The 24,884-nt window shown below is 60.5% G+C and carries 19 protein-coding genes, 1 tRNA gene, 2 rRNA genes and 1 pseudogene (1 of these 23 only partly in view); 18 read left to right on the forward strand and 5 right to left on the reverse strand.

What is annotated here, in order from left to right; genetic code table 11:
• Together E8Q40_RS04930 and rrf are read left to right on the forward strand one after the other, a co-directional pair.
• Positions 1–2,725: ribosomal RNA gene (locus E8Q40_RS04930) — 23S ribosomal RNA — on the forward strand (it extends 90 nt beyond the left edge of the window).
• Positions 2,726–2,854: 129 nt separating this feature from the next.
• Positions 2,855–2,968, forward strand: a 5S ribosomal RNA gene (rrf, locus tag E8Q40_RS04935).
• Positions 2,969–3,121: 153 nt separating this feature from the next.
• Here the strand turns inward: rrf and E8Q40_RS04940 are convergent.
• On the reverse strand, positions 3,122–4,093 hold the full coding sequence (locus tag E8Q40_RS04940; protein WP_137043327.1) for a tripartite tricarboxylate transporter substrate binding protein: 972 nt from the start codon (positions 4,091–4,093) through the stop codon (positions 3,122–3,124).
• A gap of 234 nt (positions 4,094–4,327) precedes the next feature.
• On the opposite strand from E8Q40_RS04940, the gene E8Q40_RS04945 reads away from it, so the two are divergent.
• A complete protein-coding gene (locus E8Q40_RS04945) occupies positions 4,328–5,383 on the forward strand; it encodes an amidohydrolase family protein (RefSeq protein ID WP_137043328.1) in 1,056 nt (351 codons plus the stop codon).
• Positions 5,384–5,618: 235 nt separating this feature from the next.
• Here E8Q40_RS04945 and E8Q40_RS04950 read toward each other — a convergent pair whose 3' ends face one another.
• Positions 5,619–6,575, reverse strand: coding sequence for a CHAD domain-containing protein (locus tag E8Q40_RS04950; RefSeq protein ID WP_137043329.1), 957 nt, complete (start codon positions 6,573–6,575; stop codon positions 5,619–5,621).
• 163 nt (positions 6,576–6,738) lie between these two features.
• On the opposite strand from E8Q40_RS04950, the gene E8Q40_RS04955 reads away from it, so the two are divergent.
• Positions 6,739–6,815, forward strand: a tRNA-Met gene (locus E8Q40_RS04955).
• Positions 6,816–7,015: 200 nt separating this feature from the next.
• Here the strand turns inward: E8Q40_RS04955 and E8Q40_RS04960 are convergent.
• The gene (locus E8Q40_RS04960; RefSeq protein WP_137043330.1) at positions 7,016–7,627 is read right to left on the reverse strand and encodes a DUF2336 domain-containing protein; all 612 of its coding nucleotides are present in this window, start codon (positions 7,625–7,627) and stop codon (positions 7,016–7,018) included.
• A gap of 592 nt (positions 7,628–8,219) precedes the next feature.
• On the opposite strand from E8Q40_RS04960, the gene E8Q40_RS04965 reads away from it, so the two are divergent.
• The 14 genes and pseudogenes from E8Q40_RS04965 (at position 8,220) to E8Q40_RS05025 (ending at position 23,311) form a co-directional block, all read left to right on the forward strand.
• On the forward strand, positions 8,220–8,744 hold the full coding sequence (locus tag E8Q40_RS04965) for a chemotaxis protein CheW (RefSeq protein WP_137043331.1): 525 nt from the start codon (positions 8,220–8,222) through the stop codon (positions 8,742–8,744).
• A 68-nt stretch (positions 8,745–8,812) separates the two neighbouring features.
• Positions 8,813–10,642: a methyl-accepting chemotaxis protein gene (locus E8Q40_RS22105; protein ID WP_137043332.1), complete on the forward strand. Its 1,830-nt coding sequence runs from the start codon at positions 8,813–8,815 to the stop codon at positions 10,640–10,642.
• 295 nt (positions 10,643–10,937) lie between these two features.
• Positions 10,938–12,779 carry a methyl-accepting chemotaxis protein gene (locus tag E8Q40_RS04975; protein WP_168197737.1) on the forward strand — a complete coding sequence of 614 codons (1,842 nt, stop codon included), beginning with the start codon at positions 10,938–10,940 and terminating at the stop codon, positions 12,777–12,779.
• A 292-nt stretch (positions 12,780–13,071) separates the two neighbouring features.
• Complete coding sequence (locus tag E8Q40_RS04980; protein WP_137043334.1) at positions 13,072–13,602, forward strand: chemotaxis protein CheW; 531 nt, start codon at positions 13,072–13,074, stop codon at positions 13,600–13,602.
• 79 nt (positions 13,603–13,681) lie between these two features.
• On the forward strand, positions 13,682–15,508 hold the full coding sequence (locus tag E8Q40_RS04985) for a methyl-accepting chemotaxis protein (RefSeq protein WP_137043335.1): 1,827 nt from the start codon (positions 13,682–13,684) through the stop codon (positions 15,506–15,508).
• A 210-nt stretch (positions 15,509–15,718) separates the two neighbouring features.
• Positions 15,719–16,624 carry a protein-glutamate O-methyltransferase CheR gene (locus E8Q40_RS04990; RefSeq protein WP_137043336.1) on the forward strand — a complete coding sequence of 302 codons (906 nt, stop codon included), beginning with the start codon at positions 15,719–15,721 and terminating at the stop codon, positions 16,622–16,624.
• Entirely contained in the window at positions 16,624–17,265 is a 642-nt protein-coding gene (locus tag E8Q40_RS04995; RefSeq protein WP_137043337.1) for a chemoreceptor glutamine deamidase CheD, read from the forward strand. Before E8Q40_RS04990 ends, E8Q40_RS04995 begins: the two co-directional genes overlap by 1 nt.
• Before the next feature lie 15 nt (positions 17,266–17,280).
• Positions 17,281–18,342, forward strand: a complete 1,062-nt coding sequence (locus E8Q40_RS05000) for a chemotaxis response regulator protein-glutamate methylesterase (RefSeq protein WP_137043338.1) — start codon at positions 17,281–17,283, stop codon at positions 18,340–18,342.
• A gap of 89 nt (positions 18,343–18,431) precedes the next feature.
• Positions 18,432–18,545, forward strand: a pseudogene (locus E8Q40_RS22180) (hypothetical protein); the annotation flags it as partial.
• A 189-nt stretch (positions 18,546–18,734) separates the two neighbouring features.
• Positions 18,735–19,106 carry a response regulator gene (locus tag E8Q40_RS22185; protein WP_246663075.1) on the forward strand — a complete coding sequence of 124 codons (372 nt, stop codon included), beginning with the start codon at positions 18,735–18,737 and terminating at the stop codon, positions 19,104–19,106.
• Between the two features lie 41 nt (positions 19,107–19,147).
• Complete coding sequence (locus tag E8Q40_RS05010) at positions 19,148–21,331, forward strand: chemotaxis protein CheA (RefSeq protein ID WP_137043340.1); 2,184 nt, start codon at positions 19,148–19,150, stop codon at positions 21,329–21,331.
• Between the two features lie 38 nt (positions 21,332–21,369).
• Positions 21,370–21,759, forward strand: coding sequence for a response regulator (locus E8Q40_RS05015; RefSeq protein ID WP_137043341.1), 390 nt, complete (start codon positions 21,370–21,372; stop codon positions 21,757–21,759).
• A 35-nt stretch (positions 21,760–21,794) separates the two neighbouring features.
• Positions 21,795–22,205 (forward strand): hypothetical protein, encoded by a 411-nt coding sequence (locus E8Q40_RS05020; RefSeq protein WP_137043342.1) that lies wholly within the window; start codon positions 21,795–21,797, stop codon positions 22,203–22,205.
• A 29-nt stretch (positions 22,206–22,234) separates the two neighbouring features.
• Positions 22,235–23,311: a DUF2336 domain-containing protein gene (locus E8Q40_RS05025; RefSeq protein WP_137043343.1), complete on the forward strand. Its 1,077-nt coding sequence runs from the start codon at positions 22,235–22,237 to the stop codon at positions 23,309–23,311.
• A 14-nt stretch (positions 23,312–23,325) separates the two neighbouring features.
• Here the strand turns inward: E8Q40_RS05025 and E8Q40_RS05030 are convergent, their stop codons facing one another.
• Together E8Q40_RS05030 and E8Q40_RS05035 are read right to left on the reverse strand one after the other, a co-directional pair.
• Positions 23,326–23,838, reverse strand: coding sequence for a hypothetical protein (locus tag E8Q40_RS05030; protein ID WP_137043344.1), 513 nt, complete (start codon positions 23,836–23,838; stop codon positions 23,326–23,328).
• Positions 23,838–24,425 carry a response regulator gene (locus E8Q40_RS05035; protein ID WP_137043345.1) on the reverse strand — a complete coding sequence of 196 codons (588 nt, stop codon included), beginning with the start codon at positions 24,423–24,425 and terminating at the stop codon, positions 23,838–23,840. The genes E8Q40_RS05030 and E8Q40_RS05035 overlap by 1 nt, the downstream gene beginning before the upstream one ends.
• Between the last annotated feature and the right edge of the window lie 459 nt (positions 24,426–24,884).

Genomic DNA, 24,884 nt, shown 5'->3' on the forward strand with positions numbered 1-24,884 from the left:
GAAGAAGCTTTGATCCGCGGATTTCCGAATGGGGAAACCCACTTCCGATAACGGAATTCTGAGGTTCTCGATTTCGAAAGAGATCGGGGACTTCGGATTTCCGTTATCAAAAGGAAGTATGAGATCTCTGAATAAAATAGGGGATTTCAAGCTAACCCGGAGAACTGAAACATCTCAGTACCCGGAGGAAAGGACATCAACAGAGACTCCGCTAGTAGTGGCGAGCGAACGCGGACCAGGCCAGTAATAATCCTAAGACAAGCAGAAGCGTTTGGAACGACGCGCCTTAGTGGGTGACAGCCCCGTATGCGTAACGCGAAGGATTATTCTCGAGTAGGGCGGGACACGTGAAATCCTGTCTGAACGTGGGGGGACCACCCTCCAAGCCTAAGTACTCCTCAGCGACCGATAGCGAACTAGTACCGTGAGGGAAAGGTGAAAAGCACCCCGACGAGGGGAGTGAAAGAGACCTGAAACCGAATGCTTACAAACAGATGGAGCCCAAGATACGTTCTGGGTGACATCGTACCTTTTGTATAATGGGCCAGCGACTTAATTTGACGAGCAAGCTTAAGCCGATAGGCGTAGGCGCAGCGAAAGCGAGTCTGAACAGGGCGTTCAGTTCGTCGGATTAGACCCGAAACCTAGTGATCTAGCCATGGTCAGGTTGAAGGTGGGGTAACACCCACTGGAGGACCGAACCGGTGTCTGTTGAAAAAGCCTCGGATGAACTGTGGCTAGGGGTGAAAGGCCAACCAAACTGGGAAATAGCTGGTTTTCCGCGAAAGATATTTAGGTATCGCCTCGGACGAATACTGTGAGGGGTAGAGCACTGGATAGGCTAGGGGGACTTACCGTCTTACCAAACCTAACCAAACTCCGAATACTCATAAGTACTATCCGGGAGTCACACAGTGGGTGCTAACGTCCATTGTGGAGAGGGAAAAAACCCTGACTAACAGCTAAGGCCCCTAATTCGTGGCTAAGTGTGAAAGGATGTGGGAATCCCATAACAACCAGGAGGTTGGCTTAGAAGCAGCCATCCTTTAAAGAAAGCGTAACAGCTCACTGGTCTAATTAAGGGTTCCTGCGCCGAAAATGTAACGGGGCTCAAGCCACGAGCCGAAGCTTTAGGTTCATCGCAAGATGAGCGGTAGCGGAACGTTCCGTAAGCCTGTGAAGGGAGACCCGTGAGGGCTCCTGGAGGTATCGGAAGTGCGAATGCTGGCACGAGTAACGAAAAGGAGTGTGAAAGACACTCCCGCCGAAAGTCCAAGGGTTCCTGCGTAAAGCTAATCTGCGCAGGGTTAGCCGGTCCCTAAGGCGAGGCCGAAAGGCGTAGTCGATGGGAATGCAGTTAATATTCTGCAGCCAGTGGGTAGTGACGAATTCTGTAAGTTGTCCTCGGTTATTGGATTCTGAGGGCCGCGAAGGAGTTCCAGGAAATAGCTCCCACATAGACCGTACCCGAAACCGACACAGGTGGACTGGTAGAGAATACCAAGGCGTTTGGGCGAACTATGTTGAAGGAACTCGGCAAATTACCTCCGTAACTTCGGGATAAGGAGGACCTCTCGTTGGGCAACCATCGAGGGGTGGCACAGACCAGGGGGTGGCGACTGTTTAACAAAAACACAGGGCTCTGCGAACTCGGAAGAGGACGTATAGGGTCTGACGCCTGCCCGGTGCCGGAAGGTTAAGAGGAGGGGTGCAAGCCTTGAATCGAAGCCCCGGTAAACGGCGGCCGTAACTATAACGGTCCTAAGGTAGCGAAATTCCTTGTCGGGTAAGTTCCGACCTGCACGAATGGCGTAACGACTTCCCCGCTGTCTCCAACATAGGCCCAGTGAAACTGAATTCCCCGTGAAGATGCGGGGTTCCTGCGGTTAGACGGAAAGACCCCGTGCACCTTTACTATAGCTTTGCAATGGCATCTGTGACTGTTTGTGTAGGATAGCTGGTAGACTTTGAAGCTCGGGCGCCAGCTCGGGTGGAGTCGCAATGTGAAATACCAGCCTGACGGTTACGGCTGTCTAACTGCGTCCCGTTATCCGGGGCCAGGACATTGCATGGTGGGTAGTTTGACTGGGGCGGTCGCCTCCCAAAGAGTAACGGAGGCGTGCGACGGTAGGCTCAGAGCGGTCGGAAATCGCTCGTTGAGTGCAATGGCATAAGCCTGCCTGACTGTAAGGCCAACAAGCCGAGCAGAGACGAAAGTCGGTCATAGTGATCCGGTGGTCCCGTGTGGAAGGGCCATCGCTCAACGGATAAAAGGTACGCCGGGGATAACAGGCTGATGATGCCCAAGAGTCCATATCGACGGCATCGTTTGGCACCTCGATGTCGACTCATCACATCCTGGGGCTGGAGCAGGTCCCAAGGGTTTGGCTGTTCGCCAATTAAAGTGGTACGTGAGTTGGGTTCAGAACGTCGTGAGACAGTTCGGTCCCTATCTGCCGTGGGTGTAGGAGAATTGAGAGGATTTGTCCCTAGTACGAGAGGACCGGGATGAACGTACCTCTGGTGGAGCTGTTGTGGCGCCAGCCGCAATGCAGCGTAGCTATGTACGGACGGGATAATCGCTGAAGGCATCTAAGCGAGAAACCCACCTCGAAACGAGTTCTCCCTTGAGAGCCGTGGTAGACCACCACGTTGATAGGCCGGGTGTGGAAGCGCAGTAATGCGTGTAGCTTACCGGTACTAATAGCTCGATTGGCTTGATTGCTCTCATTTCCAATGCTCACGCGCCGCTGCGAAGCGGTGTCGTGGCTACGGATCCCATCTCATGCCGCAAGGCATGAAGTGGAAAAGACGTAGATTAGAAAACAGTTTGCTTCACTTCGTTTTTCGCCGGACTGGTGGCCTTAGCGGGGGCCTGTACCCGATCCCATCTCGAACTCGGCCGTAAAACTCCCCAGCGCCAATGGTACTGAGTCTCAAGGCTCGGAAGAGTAGGTCGCTGCCAGTCCTGCCAAAAACGAAGACTTCTTCAAAACGATGATCGACTAAAAAAACCCTCCGCGTTCGCGCGGAGGGTTTTTTCGTTGTGGGGCGATGCAGCGTGCGATGCCGTGTGCCTATCGTTGCGCGCGTTCTGCGCGCAACGAGGAGGTCCCTTTCGTCATTTCGCCGGCTTTCCCGCGGCCTTGCTCACCGCCGCCCACTTCTCGATTTCGGCGTCGATGTAGGAGCGAAACTGCGCCGACGTCATCGGCATGGGTTCGCTGCCGAGTGAGCGGATCTTCTCGGCGATGGTCGGATCCTTGAGTGCAGCGACGAAGGCTGCGTTCAGTTTGGATGCGACCGCATCCGGCACGCCGCGCGGCGCAACAATACCGAACCAGCCCGCCGCCTCGAAGCCCGGCAAGCCGGCTTCTGCCATCGTCGGAATATTGGGCAGAATGCTGAAGCGCGCCTTCGATGTAATGGCGATGACATTGATCTGCCCGCCGTCGATCGCGCCTTTTGCCGTCGGCGGATCGAGAATGCCGAGCGGGATATGGCCGCCAATGAGGTCGTTCAACACCGGCGCCATGCCGCGCGAGGGCACCAGGTCGAAATAGGTGCCGGCTTGCTGGTTGAACATCTCGGCCGTGAGATGCATCAGCGTGCCGTTGCCGCCGTGCGCGATCAGCGAAGCGCCTCGTTTCTTGCCGATGGCGATCACGTCTTTCAACGGCTTCTCGCCGAACGACTTGGAGGCCGCCAGGAGGAAGGGCGACGAGCCGATACCGGTGATTGGCGTGAAGTCCTTGCGCGGATCGTAGCTGGCCTGCCTGGATTCGACGTCCGTCACCAGCGCGCCGGCGCCGGCCATGGCGATCGTATAGCCGTCGGGTTCGGCTTTCTTCAGCACTTCGAGCCCCACGGCACCACCAGCGCCGGGACGGTTCTCAATGACGATCGATTGCCCGAGCTGCTTTTCAACGAAGTTCTGCACGATGCGCGCCATCGAATCGCTGCTGCCGCCAGGCGGGAACACCACGATCAGCCGGATCGGCCGATCCGGATAGGCGAGCGCCGGCTGCGAAACTCCGATCCACGAAATGACGGCAAGCAGTGCAGCCGACACGGCATACGCGATCCGACGCATGGAAATCCTCCCGATAACTTTGTTCTTGGTGCCGCCATTTCATCGCCGAACCGCAGTCGAAGCAAGTGCGTGCACGACAAAAGGCGACAGGATCGGAGTGTCGCGATTTGTCCCACGGCGAGTGGGCAAAGGCCCCATATGATTCACATGTGCGTCGCCCGCACCGCGGCGCTCGACCTTGAGCGAGAAATGCTTCTACACTCCGCGTCCTTGCAAGACCGGGAGTGTTCAAGCATGTCGACCGTTTCGCCTGTCGGGCCCGCCAAAGGCTATCGCCGTATCGCGACCGAAGAAGCCTTCATTCCGTCCGAGCTTCACCGCATGTATCGCGAACTGGTCGCGTCGGGATCCGTCGACGATCCGGGTTTCAACAGCCTGATCGGTTACTATCTCGGCCATCCGAGCGAACGCGCGCGCAATGTCAGCGAGCGCCTGCAGGACCTCGGTGAACGCCGGCTAGCGGACATGGATTCGGCCGGCATCGACATGCAGATATTGTCGCTGACGTCGCCCGGCGTGCAGGTACTCAAGCCCGACGCCGCCGTGGCAATGGCCAGGCTGGCTAACGATCAGGCCGCCGAAGCGGTGCGACGGCATCCGACGCGCTTTGCCGCGCTGGCTGCCGTCGCGCCGCAGAATCCGGCGGAGGCCGCGAAAGAACTGGAGCGCGCCGTCACCAAGCTCGGCATGAAGGGCGTCATCATCAACTCGCACACACTCGGCGAATATCTCGACGATCCGAAGTTCTACCCGATCTTCGAGGCGGCCACCGCGCTGAAGGTGCCTGTCTATCTGCATCCCAACACGCCGTCGAAGAAGATGATCGAGCCGTTTCTGGAGTCGGGTCTCGATGGCGCGCTTTACGGCTTCGCGGTCGAGACCGGATTGCACGCGCTTCGGCTGATCGTGAAGGGCGTGTTTGATCGCTATCCCGATCTCACGGTGATCCTTGGCCATCTGGGCGAAGCGCTGCCGTTCTGGCTCTTCCGCCTCGACTACATGCATCGCGGCACCGTGTCGTCGGGCCGCTATGATTTCCTCAAGCCTTTGAAGAAGCCGGTCAGCGCGTATCTGCGCGACAACTTCTATTACACGACCAGCGGCATGCCCTGGGCGCCGGCGATCGGCTTCACCCAGTCCGTGATCGGCATGGATCGTGTGATGTACGCGATGGATTACCCGTATCAGTATGTCCACGACGAAGTTCGCGCCCAGGATGCATTACCCATCAGCGACGCCGACAAGAAGGCCTTCTTCCAGACCACGGCGGAGCGGGTCTTCCGGCTGTAATGGAACTCGGTCCTTCCAGATAACTAATTGATTTTTCGACATAAAATGGCACAAAATCGTGATCGGGGCGGGGTCGTAAAACCTTGCCACCCCACCCCTGCCTGACTACAAGGGGCAGGCATTGAGGCATTCGAAAAACGGCCGTCAGAGATGGTGGCCGTTTTGTTTTTGGAGCTGCCCTCCAAAAACAAGGAAGCCGCCGTGGGGGATCCGCGGCGGCTTTTCCTTTGTACGGCTATTGACCGTTCACCTGCCGCGCGTCCCACAGCGCGCTGATGCGCGCACGAAAGGCCTTTGGTTTTTCGGCAAGAAGTCGGCCGGTAATTTTGGCCGCCGCCATGAGATGACGCTCGCGCCGTTCAGCGATCAGGGGTGCGAGCTTGGTGCGCCATGGCGCAAGTGGACCATGCGGCGCAGTGAAGCTTTGGAGTACGGTAAGGTCTTGAATCGCGCCAAGCCGCTCGCGCAGCCGCTGCGCCTCCTCAGCCCAAAGCCTGACGAGTTTTGGCCAGAGCGGCTCGAGCAATTCCATTTGATGGCGATGTTCGACGACGCGCTTGCGCAGCTTATGAAGCTCTTCCGCCTCGGCTTCAGGCCACTCGCCCGGAATGAGCTGGCGCGCACGGCGATAGGTATAGGTCAGCTCATCGGCGATCGCGCCGAAGGGGATGGAGGCCAGCCCCCAGCGCTCCACCGTCATCGCTGCAAAATCGAGATACTGGGTTATGCGCTGGCGCAGCTCGGGCGTGAACCCTGCGGCTTCCGCCTCGCCGCGCAGCTTCGTGAGCCGCGCCTCTATCGTCTTCGTCGATGTCGCGGAAAACGGCAGTTTCGATTTGCTAAGATCGGCCAGAGCATCGAGCGCTGCCTGGGCATCGCGGGTTACGGACAATGCTCGCATCAGGTCGCGGGCTTCGATCCGCATCCGGTCGGCCGGTTCGCCGACCGGCCCCGATAACAGGCGCATCAGGGCGCGCCAGCGTTTCAGCGCCTTGCGCAAGTCGTGAACGGCTTCGGCCTCGGTCAGCTTGGGGTCTGTCAGGGCCGTACGGGCATCGTCGAGAACGGCAACTGCGGCCCTGGCGAGACCCCCGCCGAGTCCCGGGGCTGGACTGGGCATTTCGTCCGCCGGGGCGACCTTTTGGGGGCGCTTCTTCTCTCGTTTCGGGCCGCTTGCACCGGTCTCTGCCATAGCGGCCTTTTCCCGTGATTAAGTGACAAGTTGATGAAATAAGGCCGTTTTTGCCCTTCCCATCCGGCCCGGCCATTGCTACATAGCCCCGGCACGCGTTCAAGCCCGAGGCCAAGCCGCCGGGCCGGAGCGGTCGCTTTCCAGCTCAAATGAGCAGGTTTAACGCGGGGTGGAGCAGCCCGGTAGCTCGTCAGGCTCATAACCTGAAGGTCGCAGGTTCAAATCCTGCCCCCGCAACCAACATGAGCGCACGACTTAGGGCCCCGCCGGCTTCGGCAGGGCCCTAAGTCGTTTTGGGGCGAATGTGCCCCCGCGAAGGCAGCGACCCAGCGACAGTGTCGAGGCAAAACACCGCCTGACCGAGGTATTTGGCCAGCTTGGCAGAACGGGATACTTGGAGACGATTTGGGCCAGCCGGGAAGGGTGGCCTCGACTTCGGCCTATTGCGGCTCGAGCGCCAGCTTGAGGAACGGCACGAGTTCCGGCGGCAGGTCATCCCGCATCGCGATGGCATCGGCCAGGTTGCGGTCCTTTTTGGCGCGATTGATCAGCTTGACGAAACCCATCTCCGACAGCCGGGCGCCGAGATTGGCGCTGACGCGCCGCGAGACTTCCGAGTCCCCGCGGTCGACCAGGACGTCGGTGACAACCTCGCTCAGTTTCGGACGGCCGGCGATCGCCTTGAGGTGCTTCTGGCTCTTGCTGCTCGCGATGCTTACCAGGGCCTCATCGCTAATGCCCTCCGACTTTTCCAAAGCCGGCCCCGAAATCGCAATGTCGTCCGAGCCGGAGAGGTGCGCCACCACGCCCTTGGGCGGATTGGCGACGTCGGCCAGACGTGCCGACAATTCCCGCAATGCGCGCTGGTCCATTTTCGCGATCAGGCGGGCGATGACGTCGTCAAAAATCTCGACCTGCTCATCGGTATATTTATCGGCGCCAATGACGAAAAGGTCGGTGACCCGACGCAGAATCTCCAATTGACGATGGTTCGTTGCCTTGCTGAGCGCGGCATCGAGCTCCATGATCAGTGACTGCGTAGCCATCGACATCTGCGTTCCTGCGCGGAATACCTCTGTACTCACGAGGCCCGACGCCCGGTTTTGGCTGGACGTCCCAGCTACAACAGCAAATTTGAATTAACACCCTATTATGACGCGCCTTATTGACTGCGGGGCGGGCCCGGAACGCCGAATCGCCGACCTTAGGCGAGTGCGCCATGCGGGGATTCGCAGGGCATCCGAGAGGCGATCGGAAACCCGCGGACGGCGACACAAGGCTGCGGTGAAATATTTTTCGTCGGCCGCCAGGGCACGCCAAGACCGGCGTGACAGCTCCTCGCGCGAAAACAGCCGCGCAAAAATATAGAGATCGCAGATTCTTACCTCAGATTTTGGCTGTCGCGGCCGGCACGCTGAAAGTTAACAACCGCTAAACGTCATCTGCAATCGCGATTGCGTTCCGTTTTGATGCGAAAAATTTGCATCAAATTACACCGAACACTCAGCGCCATCCTAATACCATAAGACAACTTCTATTGCCGGACTCTTATGTGAATTGCACGTCGCCAAGACAAATACGCGATGGCAAGAGCGCAAGTAGCGTCAATCGTACGCCAGTCGCGCGAGGAAACGAGAGGGGATCATGAACCAGACTGCCGCAGCCGATATCGTCGCGACCAATCCTTTGCCCGACGCCGCGGTAACTGCTGCTGCGCAGGCCGCCGCGTCGCAAACCCAGTTCATCAGCTTCGCGATCGGTGACGACCAGTATGGCGTCGACATCATGGCGGTTCGCGAGATCAAGGGCTGGTCGGATATCACCCACCTGCCCAAGCAGCCCGAATATGTTCGCGGCGTGCTCAATCTGCGCGGGGCCATCGTGCCGATCGTCGACCTGCGTTGCCGGTTCGGTCAAGGTCTCACCGAAACCACGCCGCTGCATATCGTCATCATCGTTCAGATCGACGGCCGCCAGATCGGCCTGATCGGCGATCGCGTGCTCGACATCGTTTCGGTCGGCGCGTCGGAAATCCAGAAAGTACCGCGCACCGACAGCCGTCACCAGACCGACTTCCTCTCCGGCCTCGTCACGGTCGAGGACGGCATGATCGCGTTGATCGACCTGCCCAGCCTTCTCGCGCTTTCGGACGTCGAAGGCGTGCACTGAATCATAATACGTCTTTGCCGTTCCAGGCACGGGCGCCGCTGCACGAAAACCATCTTGGGGGATACGCAATGTTCCGGCTGTCGAATCTGAGCATCGGCTTCAAATTGTCGGCCATCTCGGGCATCAGCATTCTGTTGGTGGCGTGCTTGATTGGCTCGATGATGTGGAGCAATCAGCACATCAAGGAAGCGAACAACGAAGCGGCCCACGAACTGCACGCTGCGCGGGACGTCCAGTCAGCCAAGGCCGCTGAGAATGGGATGCAAATCGGCGTCCGCGACATTCGGCTCGCGCAAACTCCCGAGGCGATGGCTCGCGCCGTCAAGTTTCTGACGGACCAGCAAGCCGTCGCCCACAAGTACATTGACCCGATTTTCGAGAAGACCCGTGACGCCGAGATCAAGGGGTTTCTCGACAAGGCGCGCAAGCTCGTCGACGCCTATGCCGATGGCGCCAAGCAGATTTCCATGATCCGCAACGACGCTATCGCACTCGGTGCTTCGAGCGACGCCGACAAGTCGGCGAAAATCGCTGGTATCAACGCGCAGGCCGAAACTTTCGCTCGCGAGCGCACGCTGCCGATCGCTGCCGAACTCATGAGTGTGCTCGAAAAGACCGGAGAGGTCGCGGAGCGACTGGCGAATCGCGAAGCCCAGGAGGCCGCCAGTGCGATGGCTACGGCAGAATGGATCGGACTGTCGGTCGGTCTGGTGGCGGTCATGCTGATGATCGGCGCAGCATTCTTCGGCGCTCTGACCATCGCGCGTCCGCTCAAGGCCATGGTCAAGCCTCTCGAGGAGATTTCCAGCGGCAACTTCGTTGTCGAGATTCCCGGTACCGACCGCAAGGACGAGGTCGGTCAGATCGCCAATGCGGTACAGGGCATGGCTCATAAGGTGTCGAGCACGATAGCCGAGATCAAGGCCTCGGGCCGCGAGGTCACCAACGCTTCGGCTGAAATCTCGACGTCGACCACCGACCTGTCGCAACGCACCGAAGAGCAGGCCGCAAGTCTCGAAGAGACTTCAGCCGCGATGGAAGAGCTTGCTGCGACCGTCCGGCGAAACGCCGAGAACGCCGCACTCGCCAACCAGGACGCCAATGCGACCCGAGAGGTTGCGGATCGCGGCGGCGCCGTCGTCGCGAAGGCGGTCGACGCGATGGCCAAGATTGAGGACTCTTCGCGCAAGATCTCCGACATCATCGGTGTCATCGACGAGATCGCGCGTCAGACCAACCTTTTGGCGCTCAATGCGGCTGTGGAAGCGGCCCGCGCCGGTGAGGCCGGTCGCGGCTTTGCGGTGGTCGCTTCGGAAGTCCGTAGCCTCGCCCAGCGCTCCTCGCAGGCGGCGAAGGACATCAAGGACCTGATCACGAATTCGAACGGTCAGGTGAAGGACGGCGTTGAACTGGTCAACAAGGCCGGTGAGTCGCTGACCGAAATCGTGGAGTCGATCAAGAAGGTCGCGGTTGTCGTCTCGGATATCGCAAACGCCTCTGCTGAACAGGCGACCGGCATCGACCAGATCAACAAGGCTCTCACCCAGATGGACGAGGTGACGCAGCAGAACTCGGCTTTGGTCGAGGAAAATGCGGCCACCGCCAAGACGCTGGAACATCAGGCCAAGGCGATGGACGAGCAGGTCTCGGTCTTCAAGATCGCGGCCGGCCACGACATTGTCTCGGCACCGGCCCGCACCGAGTCGGCGGCGCCGGCGGTCAGGTCCGCGCCAGCGGCCAAGAAGCCGGCAATCGCAACTGTTGCCAAGGCACCGGCTGTCGAGATGGCGCCGGACAAGGCTGACAAGAAGCGCGCTGCGGCTCACCCAAGCCCGGCACGCAACATGCAGACCGCACTTGCGACCGCGGTCAACGCCGACGACTGGAAAGAATTCTAGGATCGAAACGACAGCAGCGGCGGCCACATTCAAGCGGCCGCCGCTGTCTGCTAACGATAGATTAATTTTTTAAGAAGCTCATTTTGTTAGCCGGAACCGCCAGAAATATTTCCGCTGGTAGGATTCTGCTTAGCAACTCCCCGTAAATTCATTGGCGGGTATGGATATCCGGCGTGTCCACTCAGCCGTATTGGGTCTCGCCGCGAGAACGGCCGGCACGAAGAGGCTGGAATCCGTTGGCATCCGGACCTGCGCGCAGCCAAGCGCGCGGAATTCCGGTCAAGGGGGGATAGTGATGATTCGACTTTCCGACATTCGTATCGGCACGAAGCTGGCGATTATGTCCGGCCTGAGTCTTCTGCTGGTCGCGGGCATGATCGCGGGTCAGCTATCCGGCAGCTATCTTGTGGCGCAGTCGGATGCCAGGGCCGACGCGCAGGGGGAAATTGGTCGAAACATCATGGTGGCGAAGGTGTCGCTGCGCGGCTTGCAACTGGCGGGCCAGCAGATCCTGGTCGCCCGTAATCCCGTCGATATGCAGAAGGCAGTGGTCGTAACGAAGGCGCGGATGAAGGAACTTCGCGACGAAGCGATTCCGCTCGCCGGGCGCGTGACGAACGCCGAAGATCGCACCCGACTCGAGAAGCTCGTTGCGGCGAGTGAGAAATACCTGAAGGTCATGGAGGAAGTCGTTCCGGTGAAAACCGAGCGATTTGGTACCGAAGCCAAGCAGAAACAGGTCGGCGTTCACAACGCCAACGAATACCTGATGCTCGGCATGGACATCGATATGCTCGATGCCCAGCAGATCGGAATCGCCGTGGATGCGGCGCCGGCAGCCGCCGAAGCGGAGAAGCTGCTCGACGAGTTGACCCAGTCAGCTGCCGCAGCTCGCCACGCGGCGCAGGCGGAGGCTGACGAAGCCCGCGCTTTTGCCAATCAGCTGGCCATTGGACTCGGTATTCTTGCCGGCGTGGTTCTGATCGCGACTGCTTTCCTGGGCGTATCCATGATTGCGCGTCCGCTGCGGGCGCTGATCCGTCCGCTGGAGAGCGTTGCGGAGGGCAACTTCGCGATCCAGGTGCCGGGTGCCGATCGCAAGGATGAAGTCGGCCAGATCGCGCATGCCGTCGAGGCCATGGCGCAGAAGGTCTCGGCCACCATCGCCGAAATCAAGGCCTCCGGCCGCGAGGTCACCAACGCCTCGGCCGAGATCGCCGCCTCGACCACCGACCTGTCGCAGCGCACCGAGGAGCAGGCCGCGAGCCTGGAGGAGACTTCGGCGGCGATGGAAGAGCTTGCCGCCACCGTGCGCAAGAATGCCGAGAACGCCCAGCTCGCCAACCAGGATGCCAATGCCACCCGCGAGGTCGCCGATCGCGGCGGTCAGGTTGTCGCCAAGGCGGTCGACGCCATGGCGAAGATCGAGGAGTCCTCGCGCAAGATTTCGGACATTATCGGCGTCATCGACGAGATCGCGCGCCAGACCAACCTCTTGGCCCTCAACGCGGCTGTCGAAGCGGCCCGTGCCGGCGAAGCCGGCCGCGGCTTCGCCGTGGTCGCCTCGGAGGTGCGCAGCCTGGCGCAACGCTCGTCGCAGGCGGCGAAGGACATCAAGGACCTGATCACTAATTCGAACGGCCAGGTGAAGGACGGTGTCGATCTGGTGAACCGCGCCGGCCAGTCGCTGACCGAGATCGTGGAATCGATCAAGAAGGTGGCGTCGGTGGTGTCGGAGATCGCCAATGCCTCGGCCGAGCAGGCCACCGGCATCGACGAGATCAACCGCGCGCTGAATCAGATGGACGAAGTGACGCAGCAGAACTCGGCTTTGGTCGAGGAGAACGCCGCCACCGCCAAGACGCTGGAGCATCAGGCCAAGTCGATGGACGAACAGGTCGCGTTCTTCCAGATCGCGTCCGGTCACGATGCTCAGGGCTACAAACCGGCTGCCGCCACGCGGGCCGAACCGGTCCGGTCGGTGGCCAAGCTCGCCGCCGCCAAGGTCGCTTCTGCCAAGCCGGCCGCGCCTGCCAAGGCCGTGCCGGTCCGCAAGACCGTCAATGCCGGTCCGGCGCGCAGTATGCAGACCGCACTCGCCAAGGCCGTCAACACCGATGACTGGAAGGAATTCTAATTCCAGACCGGAGTGCCAGGCGGCGGCTCATGGCCGCCGCCACAATGGTTAGAATTTCGTAAAGTTTAATCTATTTTATTAATTTGATTGATCGGTCCACTTCTAGGGCCTCGTAAAGTCTTTACTCATGGCGCGTAAATACAGTGGTCGTGTGGGAATCGCGCGCGCGAGACCCGCAGCCGACGGCGCCTTGTGAATTTCCACCAGTACTGGACGTTCGCTGAGGTGTGACCGGATCGGCGTTCTTGGTCACAGGCCTTGTGAAGGGCCACTACGGGTGAGTCACGATCTCATGAGCCAGATAGCCGTTTCGCAAGACGCTGCTCCCACCGTTCAGCCGGCCGAGTGGAACGGATCGGCTGGCGCGCAAGTCGCGGGCAATCAGACCCAGTTCATCAGCTTCGCCATCGGTGACGACCAGTATGGCGTCGACATCATGGCGGTTCGCGAAATCAAGGGCTGGTCGGACATTACCCACCTGCCGAAGCAGCCCGAATATGTTCGCGGCGTGCTCAACCTTCGCGGCGCCATCGTGCCGATCGTCGACCTGCGCTGTCGCTTCGGCCAGGGCCTCACTGAAACAACTCCGCTGCACATCGTCATTATCGTCCAGATCGGCGGGCGCCAGATCGGGCTGATCGGCGATCGGGTGCTCGACATTGTCTCGGTCGACGCGTCGCAAATCCAGAAGGTGCCGCGCACCGGCAACGCCCAGCAGACCGATTTCCTTTCCGGCCTTGTGACCCACGACAACGTGATGATCGCGCTGATCGACCTACCCAACCTGCTCACGGTGCAGGACGAGGGCGCAACCGAGCACTGACGGCGGCGTGCGGGGGTGAAGAATCTCCGCATTCTTTGTGATCAAGACCAGACTTCCTCTGCCCTGGAGCTTCCTGAAAATGCCCCGCCTTTCGAATATCCGCATTGGTGCCAAATTGGCGATCATGTCGGGTATCACGATCCTTCTTGTCGGTATCCTGATCGTCAGCCAGTTACTGACCGGCGCGCACATTCAGCAGGCCAATATCAACACGGACCGCCGGACTGATCTCGCGCTCGATGCGGCCCTGGCCAAGGGTGCGGTCCGCGGAATGCGGATCGCCGCCACCTACATTCGCCAAGCAAACGATATCAAGTCTCTCGAAACGCAGTTTGACGAATACAAGAAGGCCTACGCCGAGTTCATCGAGAAGGTCGACCACATCGCTTCGACGACCACGATTCCCGCGCGGATCGAGCAGACGAAGCAGATGAAGGCGAACAGCGCGATCTACGCCAAAGTCGTTGGAGACCTTCAGGCCGGCCGCCGCGAGATCATCGCCATTCAGGATAAAGCTAAGGGAAGCGCCTTGTCGGAAGCCGACAAAGCGCGGATTGCCGAACTGGAAGATTCCGCGTCCAAGGGCGCGACTCTGGCTATCCCGGCCGCCCAGGCCATCATCAAGATGACCGACGAGATCGTCGTTGCGACGACCAAGACTGCGGAAGAATCCAAAGCCGAAGCGCAGCAGGCCGTGAGCTTTGCGACCCTCGTCACGATCGTCCTCGGCATCGTAACGATCGGTGTTATCGCCCTCACCGCCTTGCTTGGCACCGTGATGATCGCGCGTCCGCTGCGGGCCTTGATTCGTCCGCTTGAGAGTGTTGCGGAGGGCAACTTCGCCATCCAGGTGCCGGGCGCGGAGCGCAAGGACGAAGTCGGCCAGATCGCCCACGCCGTCGAAGCCATGGCGCAGAAGGTCTCAGCCACCATCGCCGAGATCAAGGCCTCGGGCCGCGAGGTCACCAACGCCTCGGCCGAGATCGCCGCCTCGACCACGGATCTGTCGCAGCGCACCGAAGAGCAGGCCGCCAGCCTCGAAGAGACCTCGGCTGCTATGGAAGAGCTCGCCGCCACCGTGCGCAAGAACGCCGAGAACGCCCAGCTCGCCAACCAGGACGCCAACGCCACCCGCGAGGTCGCCGATCGCGGCGGTCAGGTCGTCGCCAAGGCGGTCGATGCCATGGCGAAGATCGAAGAATCATCGCGCAAGATTTCGGACATCATCGGTGTCATCGACGAGATCGCGCGCCAAACCAACCTCTTGGCCCTCAACGCGGCTGTCGAAGCGGCCCGCGCCGGCGAAGCCGGCCGTGGCTTCGCCGTGGTCGCCTCCGAAGTGCGCAGCCTGGCGCAGCGCTCGTCGCAGGCGGCGAAAGACATCAAGGACCTGATCACCAACTCGAATGGTCAGGTGAAGGATGGCGTCGATCTGGTCAACCGCGCCGGCCAGTCGCTGACCGAGATCGTGGAATCGATCAAGAAGGTGGCGTCGGTGGTGTCGGAAATCGCCAATGCCTCGGCCGAGCAGGCCACCGGCATCGACGAGATTAACCGTGCGCTGAACCAGATGGACGAGGTGACGCAGCAGAACTCGGCTTTGGTCGAGGAGAACGCCGCCACCGCCAAGACGCTGGAGCATCAGGCCAAATCGATGGACGAGCAGGTCGCGTTCTTTCAGATCGCGGCCGGTCACGACGCTCAAGGCTACAAGCCGGCGGCGACCACGCGGGCCGAACCCGCCCGACCGGTGGCCAAGCCGGCTGTCGCCAAGGTCGCTTCTGCCAAGCCCGCTGCGCCGGCCAAGGCCGTGCCGGTCCGCAAGACCGTCAATGCCGGTCCGGCGCGCAGCATGCAGACCGCCCTCGCCAAGGCCGTCAACACCGACGACTGGAAGGAATTCTGATCAGTCGCGCAACGGACGAACATGAATTTCCGGGCCGCTATCTAGCGGCCCGGACTCTAACGGAAGCAGGAATCGAGAATTCTCAATGAGGCGATGGTTCACAGCTTGTGGTGGCTTTGCGGATGTTTTGCTTGCGGCCGCTTCTGTCGCGATCATCAGACAAGGGACCGTGCCGTCGGCATCCGCTGAGGCGTGGAAAGAGCACTAACGATGAAGGCCCTGCAGTCAACTGCATCGAAATCGATTGGCAAAGCCGGCGCCGCCGCCTCCGCGACCTTCGCGTTGCCTGACGTCAACGACTCGGCGCGCGAGTTCCAGTTCTCGGATGCCGATTTCCGCGGCCTGGTCGATCTCGCCTATCAATTTGCCGGTATCGCCCTTTCCGACAGCAAGCGCAATCTTGTCTACAGCCGCCTGTCGCGCCGGCTCCGCGTCCTCGGCATGAAGTCGTTCAGCGATTATCGCGAGTATCTCGAGGCGACCGAGAGCGAGCGCGAAAATTTCATCAATGCGATCTCGACGAACCTGACAAAATTCTTCCGCGAGTCGCATCACTTCGACCACTTCCGTGACGAGATCGCCATTCCGTTCAGCCGTAATCGCTCGACGGGCCGTCTGCGCGTCTGGTCGGCCGGCTGCTCGAGCGGTGAGGAGCCGCACACCATCGCCATGGTGCTCAAGCGCGAAATCCGCGACGTCGAACGTCAGGATGTCCGCATCCTCGCCACCGACATCGATACCGAGATGGTCGCGCGCGGTACCCGCGGCGAATATCCGGAAAACTCGCTCGACGAAGTCCCGCGTGCCTACCAGGAATATTTCGAGCGGGTGCCCGGCAAAGCCAACACGCTGGTGGTGAACCGAAGCGTACGCAGCCTGATCGCGTTCAAGCGGCTCAATCTGATGGAGACGTGGCCGTTCAAGGGGCCATTCGACGCCATTTTCTGCCGCAACGTCATGATCTATTTCGACGCTCCGACCAAGGCGCAGCTGATCGAACGCTTCACTGAAAAGATCAGACCCGGCGGCTTCCTGTACATCGGGCATTCGGAATCGCTCAACGGCGCGCATCCCGGCATCAGTCTGGTCGGCCGCACCATTTACCGGAGGGTTTGATGAGTATCGCCACAATTGCGCGGTCGAGTGACCCGGGATCGGACACCAGCGCGGCCTTCGCCTCGCGCAAGTTCTTCGACGCCGTGAGCCAGACATGGATGGTGAAGGTGTTCCCCGGCGAATACTACGTCACCTCGAAGCCGGACGAAGTTCTCGTCACCATTCTCGGCTCATGCGTTGCCGCCTGTATCCGCGATCCGAAGCTCGGCATTGGTGGGATGAATCATTTCATGCTGCCGCATTCGAAGGCCGGCAACTGGGCCGGCGACATGCAGTCGACGCGCTTCGGCAATTTCGCGATGGAAAAGCTCATCAACGAACTGCTGAAGGCCGGTTGTTCCCGCAATTCGCTCGAGATCAAGGTTTTCGGCGGCGGTAACGTTACCGATACGCAAAATGCCATCGGCACCGACAACTCGGACTTCATACTGCGCTATCTCGAGGCCGAAGGGCTTCGCTGCGTCGCCCAGGATTTGCGCGGCAACCTGCCGCGCCGCATCCATTACACGCCTTCGACCGGCAAGGTGATCCGTCGCCTGCTCGGCTCCGGCGAGTCGCCGGCGGTCGCGCGCGAGGAAAAGGAATACGTCAGCCGTATCTCGAAACGCCAGACCGGCGGCGAAATTACGCTGTTCGACTGATTTCAGGAAACGCCAATGGACAAGAAAATCAAGGTTCTCATCGTCGACGATTCCGCCGTCATCCGTCAGCTTCTGTCGATGCTGCTGTCGGAGGATCCGGAGATCGAGGTCGTCGGCACCGCTGGCGATCCGCTGATTGCCCGCGATCGTATCAAGGCGCTCAATCCGGATGTGGTGACGCTTGACGTCGAGATGCCGAACATGGACGGCGTCACCTTCCTGCGCAAAATCATGACGTTGCGACCGATGCCGGTCGTGATGGTCTCGACCCTCACGCAGGCGGGTGCCGAAACCACACTCGAGGCGCTGGAAATAGGCGCTGTCGATTTCATCGCCAAACCGGTTCACGACGTGGCGCACGGATTGACGGAGATTGCCGGTGAATTGCGCGCCAAGGTCAAGCAGGCCGCACGCGCGCGAATCGGACGCGGTGCGGCGCCGTCGGTTTCGCGCAAGACGACGACACGAATTTACAGCGCCGGCGGGGAAAAGCTCGTGGCCATCGGCGCTTCGACGGGCGGTGTCGAAGCTCTAAAGACGGTATTAATGGACCTTCCGGCACAATGCCCGCCGATTGTCGTCACCCAACACATGCCGCCGCGATTCACCGCGGCTTTTGCCGAGCGGCTCAACCGCGAATGTCCAATGAGGGTCTCCGAGGCCAAGCACAACGATCCGATTGAACCGGGGCACGTCTATATTGCGCCCGGCTCGCATCATCTCGAGGTCGTGCGGGTCTCGAATCAATATCGCTGCACGCTGAGCGAATCGGCGCCTGTCTCCGGCCACAGGCCTTCGGTCGATGTGCTGTTCCGCTCGGTCGCCGATACCGTCGGTCGCGGTGCCGTCGGAGCAATCCTTACGGGTATGGGCAAGGACGGCGCGGAAGGCCTGCTCGCCATGCGCAAGGCCGGCGCATACACGCTCGGCCAGGACGAAAGCTCGGCCCTCATCTATGGCATGCCGCGCGTGGCATTCGAGCGCGGCGCCGTCATGAAGCAGGTGTCGCTCTCGCACATGGCTGACGCGATCATGGAAGCCTGCGAGTCCTCCGCCAAATCCGCGGTCCGGGCATAAGTGAGCCGAATATGATCAACGCCGAACAGAATACGCTGAAACTGCCGGGCGCCCTCGATCAGGCTGCCGCCGAGATGTTTCTCGAGCAGATGCGGCAGCGAACGAGAGGCGACGCGCCGCTCGCGCTCGATGCGTCCGACGTCGAAGTGCTCACCTTGCCCTGTACGCAAGTGATTCTGTCGGCGGTGCGCGGAAGCGACAGCATCAGAATCAAAGATCCTTCGGCGGCCTTCGTGGCCGCTTTCGAAGATTTCGGTTTGGATTGGAAGACCTATCTCGACCACAGCCAACCTGCCGACGCAAAGGAATACTCCGGCGAGGACACGAGCGCCGCGCCGGCGCAAATCACGGTCATTACCGACGACGAACTTCCTCCAATTAGCGAGAAGGTCATGAGTAAGCGAATTCTCACCATCGACGACTCGAAGACGATTCGCGACATGCTGATGCTCACGCTTGTCGAAGCGGGCTTTGACGTCATCCAGGCCGTTGACGGTCAGGACGGCCTTGACGTGCTCGCGAAGGAAACGGCGGAAGTCGATGTCATCATCACCGACATCAACATGCCGCGCATGGATGGCTATGAGGTAATCCGAAATCTGCGCAAGGACCCGGCCTACAAATCAAAGCCGATCCTCGTGCTCACCACTGAAAGCGACGGCGACAAGAAGAATCTGGCCCGCGAGGCCGGTGCTACCGGTTGGATGGTCAAGCCATTCGATCCGGACCGTCTTGTCGCCACCGTACGTAAAGTGGCGCCCTGAACCGCTCGATGAACCAAGGCTGACTGACAAGGCTCGACGACATGGCAAGCTTGGACGATCTGAAGAAGACATTCTTCGACGAATGCGACGAAGCGATGCAGCAGATCGAGATTGGTCTCACCGACATCCGGTCGGGCGAGGGCAATGACGAGACGATCAATGCCGTGTTTCGCGGGGTTCACTCGGTCAAGGGTGGCGCCGGAATCTTCGGCTTCGAACAGCTTGTCGAATTTGCCCATGTCTTCGAGACAGTGCTCGACGGCCTACGCAACGGCAGCCTCACGGCGACGCCGGAAAATCTCGATGTCCTGCTGTCAGCGAGCGACGTGCTCTCCGACCTGGTGCAGATGTCGCGCGGCGGTGAAACCATTGCCGAGGGCTTCGGCGCCGAGGTGCGCAGTGGTCTCGAACAGATCATCGAGCAGGGGGGCGGCAGCGCTGGCGGCGACGGCGATATCGCTCCGGCCGAGTTCGAGGGCCTCGACTTCATGCCGGTTGCCGTCAATCTCGACGACTTGGCCGCCGACGAGCCCCCTGCTTGCGATGGCCGCAGCGTCTACAAGATCGTGTTCCGGCCGAAGCCGGAAATGCTGAAGAAGGCCAATGAGCCGCTCTATGTGCTTCGTGAGCTGCGTAAGCTTGGCGAGGCGGAAATAGAAGCCAATTCCGATAATCTGCCCGCGCTGTCGGAGCTCGAAGTCGACGTCCCCTATCTGTGGTGGACGATCACGCTGCGAACGGAAGAGAAGCGCGCCAAAGTCGACGAAGTGTTCGAATTCGTGATGGGTGACTGCGATCTGTCGATCGAAGAAGAGGCGCCGCCTGTCGCTGCCACGCCGATGGCCGCTGTCACCGACCCGGTAATGCCGGAAGCAATCGCGACTCTGCCGGTGATCGAGGCGCCTCCTGTGGCGCTTGCCATGCCGGCCCCGAAGGCCGAGATAAAGCCCGTTGCCGCGAAGCCGGAAGGTGAAACGGGTGGCGGTGCCGGCCGCGGCAAGCCCGCGGCAACCACGACCCGTATTGAGCTCGACCGTATCGACCGCGTCGTCAACATGGTCGGCGAACTCGTGATCTCGCAGGCCATGCTGGGCCAGATCGTGCAGGACCTGCCGGAATCGACCAGCATGCGCCTGATTCAGATTCTCGATGAGGTCGCGCATCACACGCGTGAACTCAAGGACAGCGTGATGTCCATGCGCGCCCAGCCGGTCGGCTCGGTGTTTCAGCGCATGCCGCGACTGGTCCGCGAGGTGGCGGCCAAGACGCACAAGAAGGTGCGTCTGGAAATGCACGGTGAAACCACCGAGGTCGACCGCTCGATCATCGAGCGCCTTGGCGATCCGCTCACGCACATCATCCGCAATTCTGTCGACCACGGCGTCGAGGCGCCGGCGGCGCGCATCGCTGCCGGCAAGCCGGAGGAAGGCGTGATCCGTCTTTCCGCTGAGCACCGTGGCGGCCGCATCGTTATCGAAATCAAGGATGATGGCGCTGGCATCAACTCTGAGCGTGTGCTCAAGATCGCGCGCGAGAAGGGCCTCGTTGGTTCCGACGCGCAACTCACCGAGGACGAAATCAATAATCTGATCATGATGCCGGGTTTCTCGACCGCCGAGGTGATATCGGACATCTCCGGCCGCGGCGTCGGCATGGACGTCGTGCGCAGCAATATTCAGGATCTCGGCGGGCGCATCACGCTGAAGTCGGTGCGTGGTCAAGGCATGACCATCCAGCTCGCTCTGCCACTGACGCTCGCGGTGATGGACGGCATGGTGATCAAGGTCGGGACGCAGACCTATGTCATGCCGTTGTCGGCGATCGTCGAATGCTTGCGGCCGTCGCGCGGCGAAATCAGCGCCCTGATCGGCACCCACGGGATGCTGCAATTGCGCGGCGAGTTCGTACCGATCATCCTGCTGTCGGACCTGCTCGGTGTCGAGTCGGCGCCCGGCAATAATAGCGAGCGCGTCGTGATCGTGACAGACAACGGTGACGGCTCGCGTATCGGCCTGGTGGTCGACGAGTTGCTCGGCCACCAGCAGGTCGTGATCAAGAGCATTGAGGAAAGCTACGGCGCCGTTCCCGGCATTGCCGCGGCGACGATTCTCGGCAACGGCCGGGTCGCCTTCATTCTCGACGTCGAGAAGTTGGCCGATCTCGCCGCCCAGACGCCCATCACCAACCACGCAACCAGCAGAGCGGCTCAACCCGCCTTGAACTAGAACAAACAAACGCGGTCCGCTTTAAGGAGTGTAAGAAGATGCCAGTACCCGGAGCAATCAAGGTTCTCGTCGTCGACGACCAGAACAGCGTGCGGCAAATGACCCGCATGGCGCTCGAAGAGATCGGTTTCCGCCACATCCACGAGGCGGAGAACGGCGTTCAGGCGATGGAAACGGCAGCGGTGCAGCCGCTCGACCTGATCATTTCCGACTACAACATGCCGGAGATGGACGGGCTCGGCCTGCTGCGCGCGGTGCGCGGTCATCCGGTCGCCCGCAAGGTGCCCTTCATCATGCTCACCGGCCGCGGCGACCGCGAACTGGTGGTCAAGGCCGCGCAGGCCGGCGTGAACAACTACCTGGTCAAGCCCTTCACATCGGCGATTTTGCGCGACAAGATCGAAGCGGTTATCGGCAAGCTGTCGTAAGCGAACCGGACGTTGAATCGGGCAGAGGTAGATTCGTGGCAGCGGAAGATGCAGACAACGATGTGAGCGCGTTCCTGGCGGTGCTGGCCGCCATGATGCTCGACAATGTCTGGCGCCTCGACGAGACGGTCGGGCGCGTGACGGACTTTGTTATGAGCCATAAGCCTGACCGCGACACTGTTGTTGTTCTGCAGAGCTTCGACCGCTTGAAGCAGGAGTTTGAGGCGCTCGCCGAAACGCTGGCCCGGTATGCTCAGGCGCACCCTTCGACTCCCGAAAGCGGGGAAGCGCGCGCGCGGCTTGGCCACACCGTCATTGGTGACATCACGGTCGCCGACCTCAAGGAACGGTTGCTCAGCCGCCTGCAGCCGGATCTGGATGACGTGATGTTGCCCGAAGTTTCACCCGAACAGGTGGCGGAGATCGGCCTTGACGTCGTTTACTGACGCCTTGGCCCCCGGCATAGGAGACGCAAATGTCGAATAATGCCTTCCTCACCGAGTTGGAAGAAGTGCTCACCAATGGGCCGGCCGACAAGCGCGCCAAGACGCTGCGTCGGGTGACCGACCTGTTCGTATTCGGCTCCAGCCATTTCTCGGAAGATCACGTCAAGATGTTCGATCAGGTGTTTCGCCATCTGATGGCGGACATCGAGACATCGGCGCGTGCGGCATTGGCGGAGCGGCTCAAATCGGTGCCGAATGCGCCGGTTGGCGTCATTCGCGACCTGGCGATGGACGACGATATTTCCGTGGCCGGACCCGTGCTTGCTGAATCCAGCCGCATCGACAATGCCTCGCTGGTCGAGACCGCCCGCACCAAGAGCCAGCCGCATCTCATGGCGATCTCGAACCGCAAGGAAATCGCCGAAACAGTTACGGACGTGTTGGTTGAGCGCGGTGACCGCGATGTTGCTCTCAACGTTGCCCGTAACAAGGGTGCCCGGTTCTCCGAAACCGGCTATCTGCGGCTGGTGAAGCGCTCCCAGGGCGACGACGAATTGGCACGTACGGTCGGAGCCCGGCCGGAGATTCCGCGCCAGCACTTCCTGCGTCTCCTCTCGACGGCATCGAACGCGGTGCGTGAGGCGCTGCAAACCGCGCATCCCGAGATCGCCAGCCATGTCGAGAGCGTCGTCGACAAGGTCGCCTCCGACATTCAGATGAAGGCCGTGCTGTCTCACGACTATACTGCTGCGCGCGACCTCATCGAGAACATGAAGCGCGCGGACAACCTCACCGAACGTGATGTCGATGCCTTTGCGCGCGCAGGCAAGTTCGAGGAGACGGCAGTAGCGCTGTCGATGATGGGGGATATGCCGCTGAACCTTGTCGAGCGCGCCATGATTTTCGATCGTGAAGAAACGATTCTGCTGGTCGCCAAGGCGATTGGTCTGTCCTGGGCGACGACGCGCGCTATCCTGATGTTGTGCGCTGGCCGCAGCGGGCTCGCCGCCGATACGGTCGACAATTGCCGCACAATCTACAATAAGCTCAAGCCCGAAACCGCAGCGCAGGTCATCGCATTCCAGCGCAGCAAGCGGCCTAGCTGAGCCGCCGCGATTGCTTATTCCTTGCCGTCGACGGGCGGCACGATGCTCGAAACCTCGACCACACGGAGCAGGCCTTTGGCCAGTTCCGGCACTTCCTGCGGACGCATGTGACGGTATTCGTCGGTGCGAGCGAGCAAGAAAGCATCCATATGGCAGTCGGTGACGTTCTTGTCGAACGGCGCACCTGCGATATAGGCGTCGAGGATGTCGCATAACGTCGAGGCGACGAAGGTCACCAGCGTATAGCCCATGGTGCCGCCCACATCGCGGAGATAGGCACTCTTCTGATGCGCACGCTCCAAGGCTGCCTTGTTGCCGGGATTATGGGCCAGGTCGTCCAGAGTGATGCTGAGCTCGCCGAGTTGCTCGTCGATCCAGGCGATGAAATCGGTTTTGAGTTCCTGGACCGCGCTCTGTGCGCGCTCGATCGCCTCCTCGCGGCTGACGCCACCGGGACGCCGGGCCATCCGCTCGAACCGCGTGTCGGCGTAGAAGATGTTGGCTTCCGTGTCGCCTTGCTTGGCCATCAGTCTTGTCCTGCGCGGGCGTTCGAGAACAGGCTATCGATGTCGTTCTGGTTGAGGCTCGGGCCTTCTTCCGCAGCGACTTCGATCACTTTGTCGCCCTTGCGGCGGCCGACGCCGCCCGGATAGCCCTCGATCTTGAACCGGCGATCCGGGCCGAAATAGGTCGCGCAGTCGACGAAGGGACGCGGGTTGAACACGATCCAGCCCAGGCGGTCGTAGAGGCCGCTCGGCGACATCGGCTTTGCGACCACGATGTTGGCGCCGGCATCGCGAGCGTTCTTCACGGTCGATTCGCTGGTGTCGCTCGACATCAGCAGAATCGGCATGGTGCGGTTTTCATTGTCGGCGTTGCGGCGGATGGTGCGCGTGAGCTTCAGACCGCCGTGCGGGGGCAGTCGCATGTCGCACAGCAGGATGTCGACCTTCTGGCTTGTCAGTGCCTGAAACAGACCGGTGGCACTGTCGACTTCCATAACCTTGTTGGCGCCGAAACCGCGCAGCATGCCGTTGATGACACGGCGCAGGTAAGAATTCGGGTCGGCGACGAGGATGAGCAGGTCGCGCAAATTGATGGTCGAGTTTTTCATTCCTGGCCTTGAGACCGAACGATCAATCGCGCGATTTGGAATTCGGAAAACAGATTGCTGTCGCTATTGTCGTGCGTTGTGGTTCTCGGCGGGTTCCACCCAATTTTGCCGATTCCGGATAATGAGCCGTTAAGAGGGTCGTGGCTCAGACATGACAATCTAGAATGATAAACAAAGCGTTGATCGCCCCGGAGGCGAGCCGGCGGTGGCGATCCCCGAAACGACCCTATTTAACATTATATTGGCGTTGAATATCGGGAGCGGTAACTGCCCGATCGCGGCCAATCCAAGTCTTTCTATGGTCTCGAATGTATTGCGGTGCGGAGTTAGGGAGTCGCAATCCAGTTTAATGTCTTTTTACTGTACTCCAAATGTAGAAGACGTATGTTAATTGGGAACTAGCGGCTGGCGATTCGAGGAAACCTTGGTGTTCCCGCCGCAATGTTCAGGATGCGGAAC

Origin of the sequence: Pseudolabrys sp. FHR47 (assembly GCF_005153485.1) — a bacterium.
Lineage (GTDB): Bacteria > Pseudomonadota > Alphaproteobacteria > Rhizobiales > Xanthobacteraceae > Pseudolabrys.

Bases quoted from the DNA above. Each gene is read 5' to 3' on its own strand.
- E8Q40_RS04975 (WP_168197737.1), top strand. From the start codon at position 10,938: ATGATTCGACTTTCCGACATTCGTATCGGCACGAAGCTGGCGATTATG.
- E8Q40_RS22185 (WP_246663075.1), top strand. From the start codon at position 18,735: ATGAGTAAGCGAATTCTCACCATCGACGACTCGAAGACGATTCGCGAC.
- E8Q40_RS05015 (WP_137043341.1), top strand. From the start codon at position 21,370: ATGCCAGTACCCGGAGCAATCAAGGTTCTCGTCGTCGACGACCAGAAC.
- E8Q40_RS04965 (WP_137043331.1), top strand. From the start codon at position 8,220: ATGAACCAGACTGCCGCAGCCGATATCGTCGCGACCAATCCTTTGCCC.
- E8Q40_RS05010 (WP_137043340.1), top strand. From the start codon at position 19,148: ATGGCAAGCTTGGACGATCTGAAGAAGACATTCTTCGACGAATGCGAC.
- E8Q40_RS04940 (WP_137043327.1), bottom strand. From the start codon at position 4,093: ATGCGTCGGATCGCGTATGCCGTGTCGGCTGCACTGCTTGCCGTCATT.
- E8Q40_RS04960 (WP_137043330.1), bottom strand. From the start codon at position 7,627: ATGTCGATGGCTACGCAGTCACTGATCATGGAGCTCGATGCCGCGCTC.
- E8Q40_RS05030 (WP_137043344.1), bottom strand. From the start codon at position 23,838: ATGGCCAAGCAAGGCGACACGGAAGCCAACATCTTCTACGCCGACACG.
- E8Q40_RS04950 (WP_137043329.1), bottom strand. From the start codon at position 6,575: ATGGCAGAGACCGGTGCAAGCGGCCCGAAACGAGAGAAGAAGCGCCCC.
- E8Q40_RS05025 (WP_137043343.1), top strand. From the start codon at position 22,235: ATGTCGAATAATGCCTTCCTCACCGAGTTGGAAGAAGTGCTCACCAAT.
- E8Q40_RS04985 (WP_137043335.1), top strand. From the start codon at position 13,682: ATGCCCCGCCTTTCGAATATCCGCATTGGTGCCAAATTGGCGATCATG.
- E8Q40_RS04990 (WP_137043336.1), top strand. From the start codon at position 15,719: ATGAAGGCCCTGCAGTCAACTGCATCGAAATCGATTGGCAAAGCCGGC.
- E8Q40_RS05035 (WP_137043345.1), bottom strand. From the start codon at position 24,425: ATGAAAAACTCGACCATCAATTTGCGCGACCTGCTCATCCTCGTCGCC.
- E8Q40_RS05000 (WP_137043338.1), top strand. From the start codon at position 17,281: ATGGACAAGAAAATCAAGGTTCTCATCGTCGACGATTCCGCCGTCATC.
- E8Q40_RS22105 (WP_137043332.1), top strand. From the start codon at position 8,813: ATGTTCCGGCTGTCGAATCTGAGCATCGGCTTCAAATTGTCGGCCATC.
- E8Q40_RS04995 (WP_137043337.1), top strand. From the start codon at position 16,624: ATGAGTATCGCCACAATTGCGCGGTCGAGTGACCCGGGATCGGACACC.
- E8Q40_RS04980 (WP_137043334.1), top strand. From the start codon at position 13,072: ATGAGCCAGATAGCCGTTTCGCAAGACGCTGCTCCCACCGTTCAGCCG.
- E8Q40_RS04945 (WP_137043328.1), top strand. From the start codon at position 4,328: ATGTCGACCGTTTCGCCTGTCGGGCCCGCCAAAGGCTATCGCCGTATC.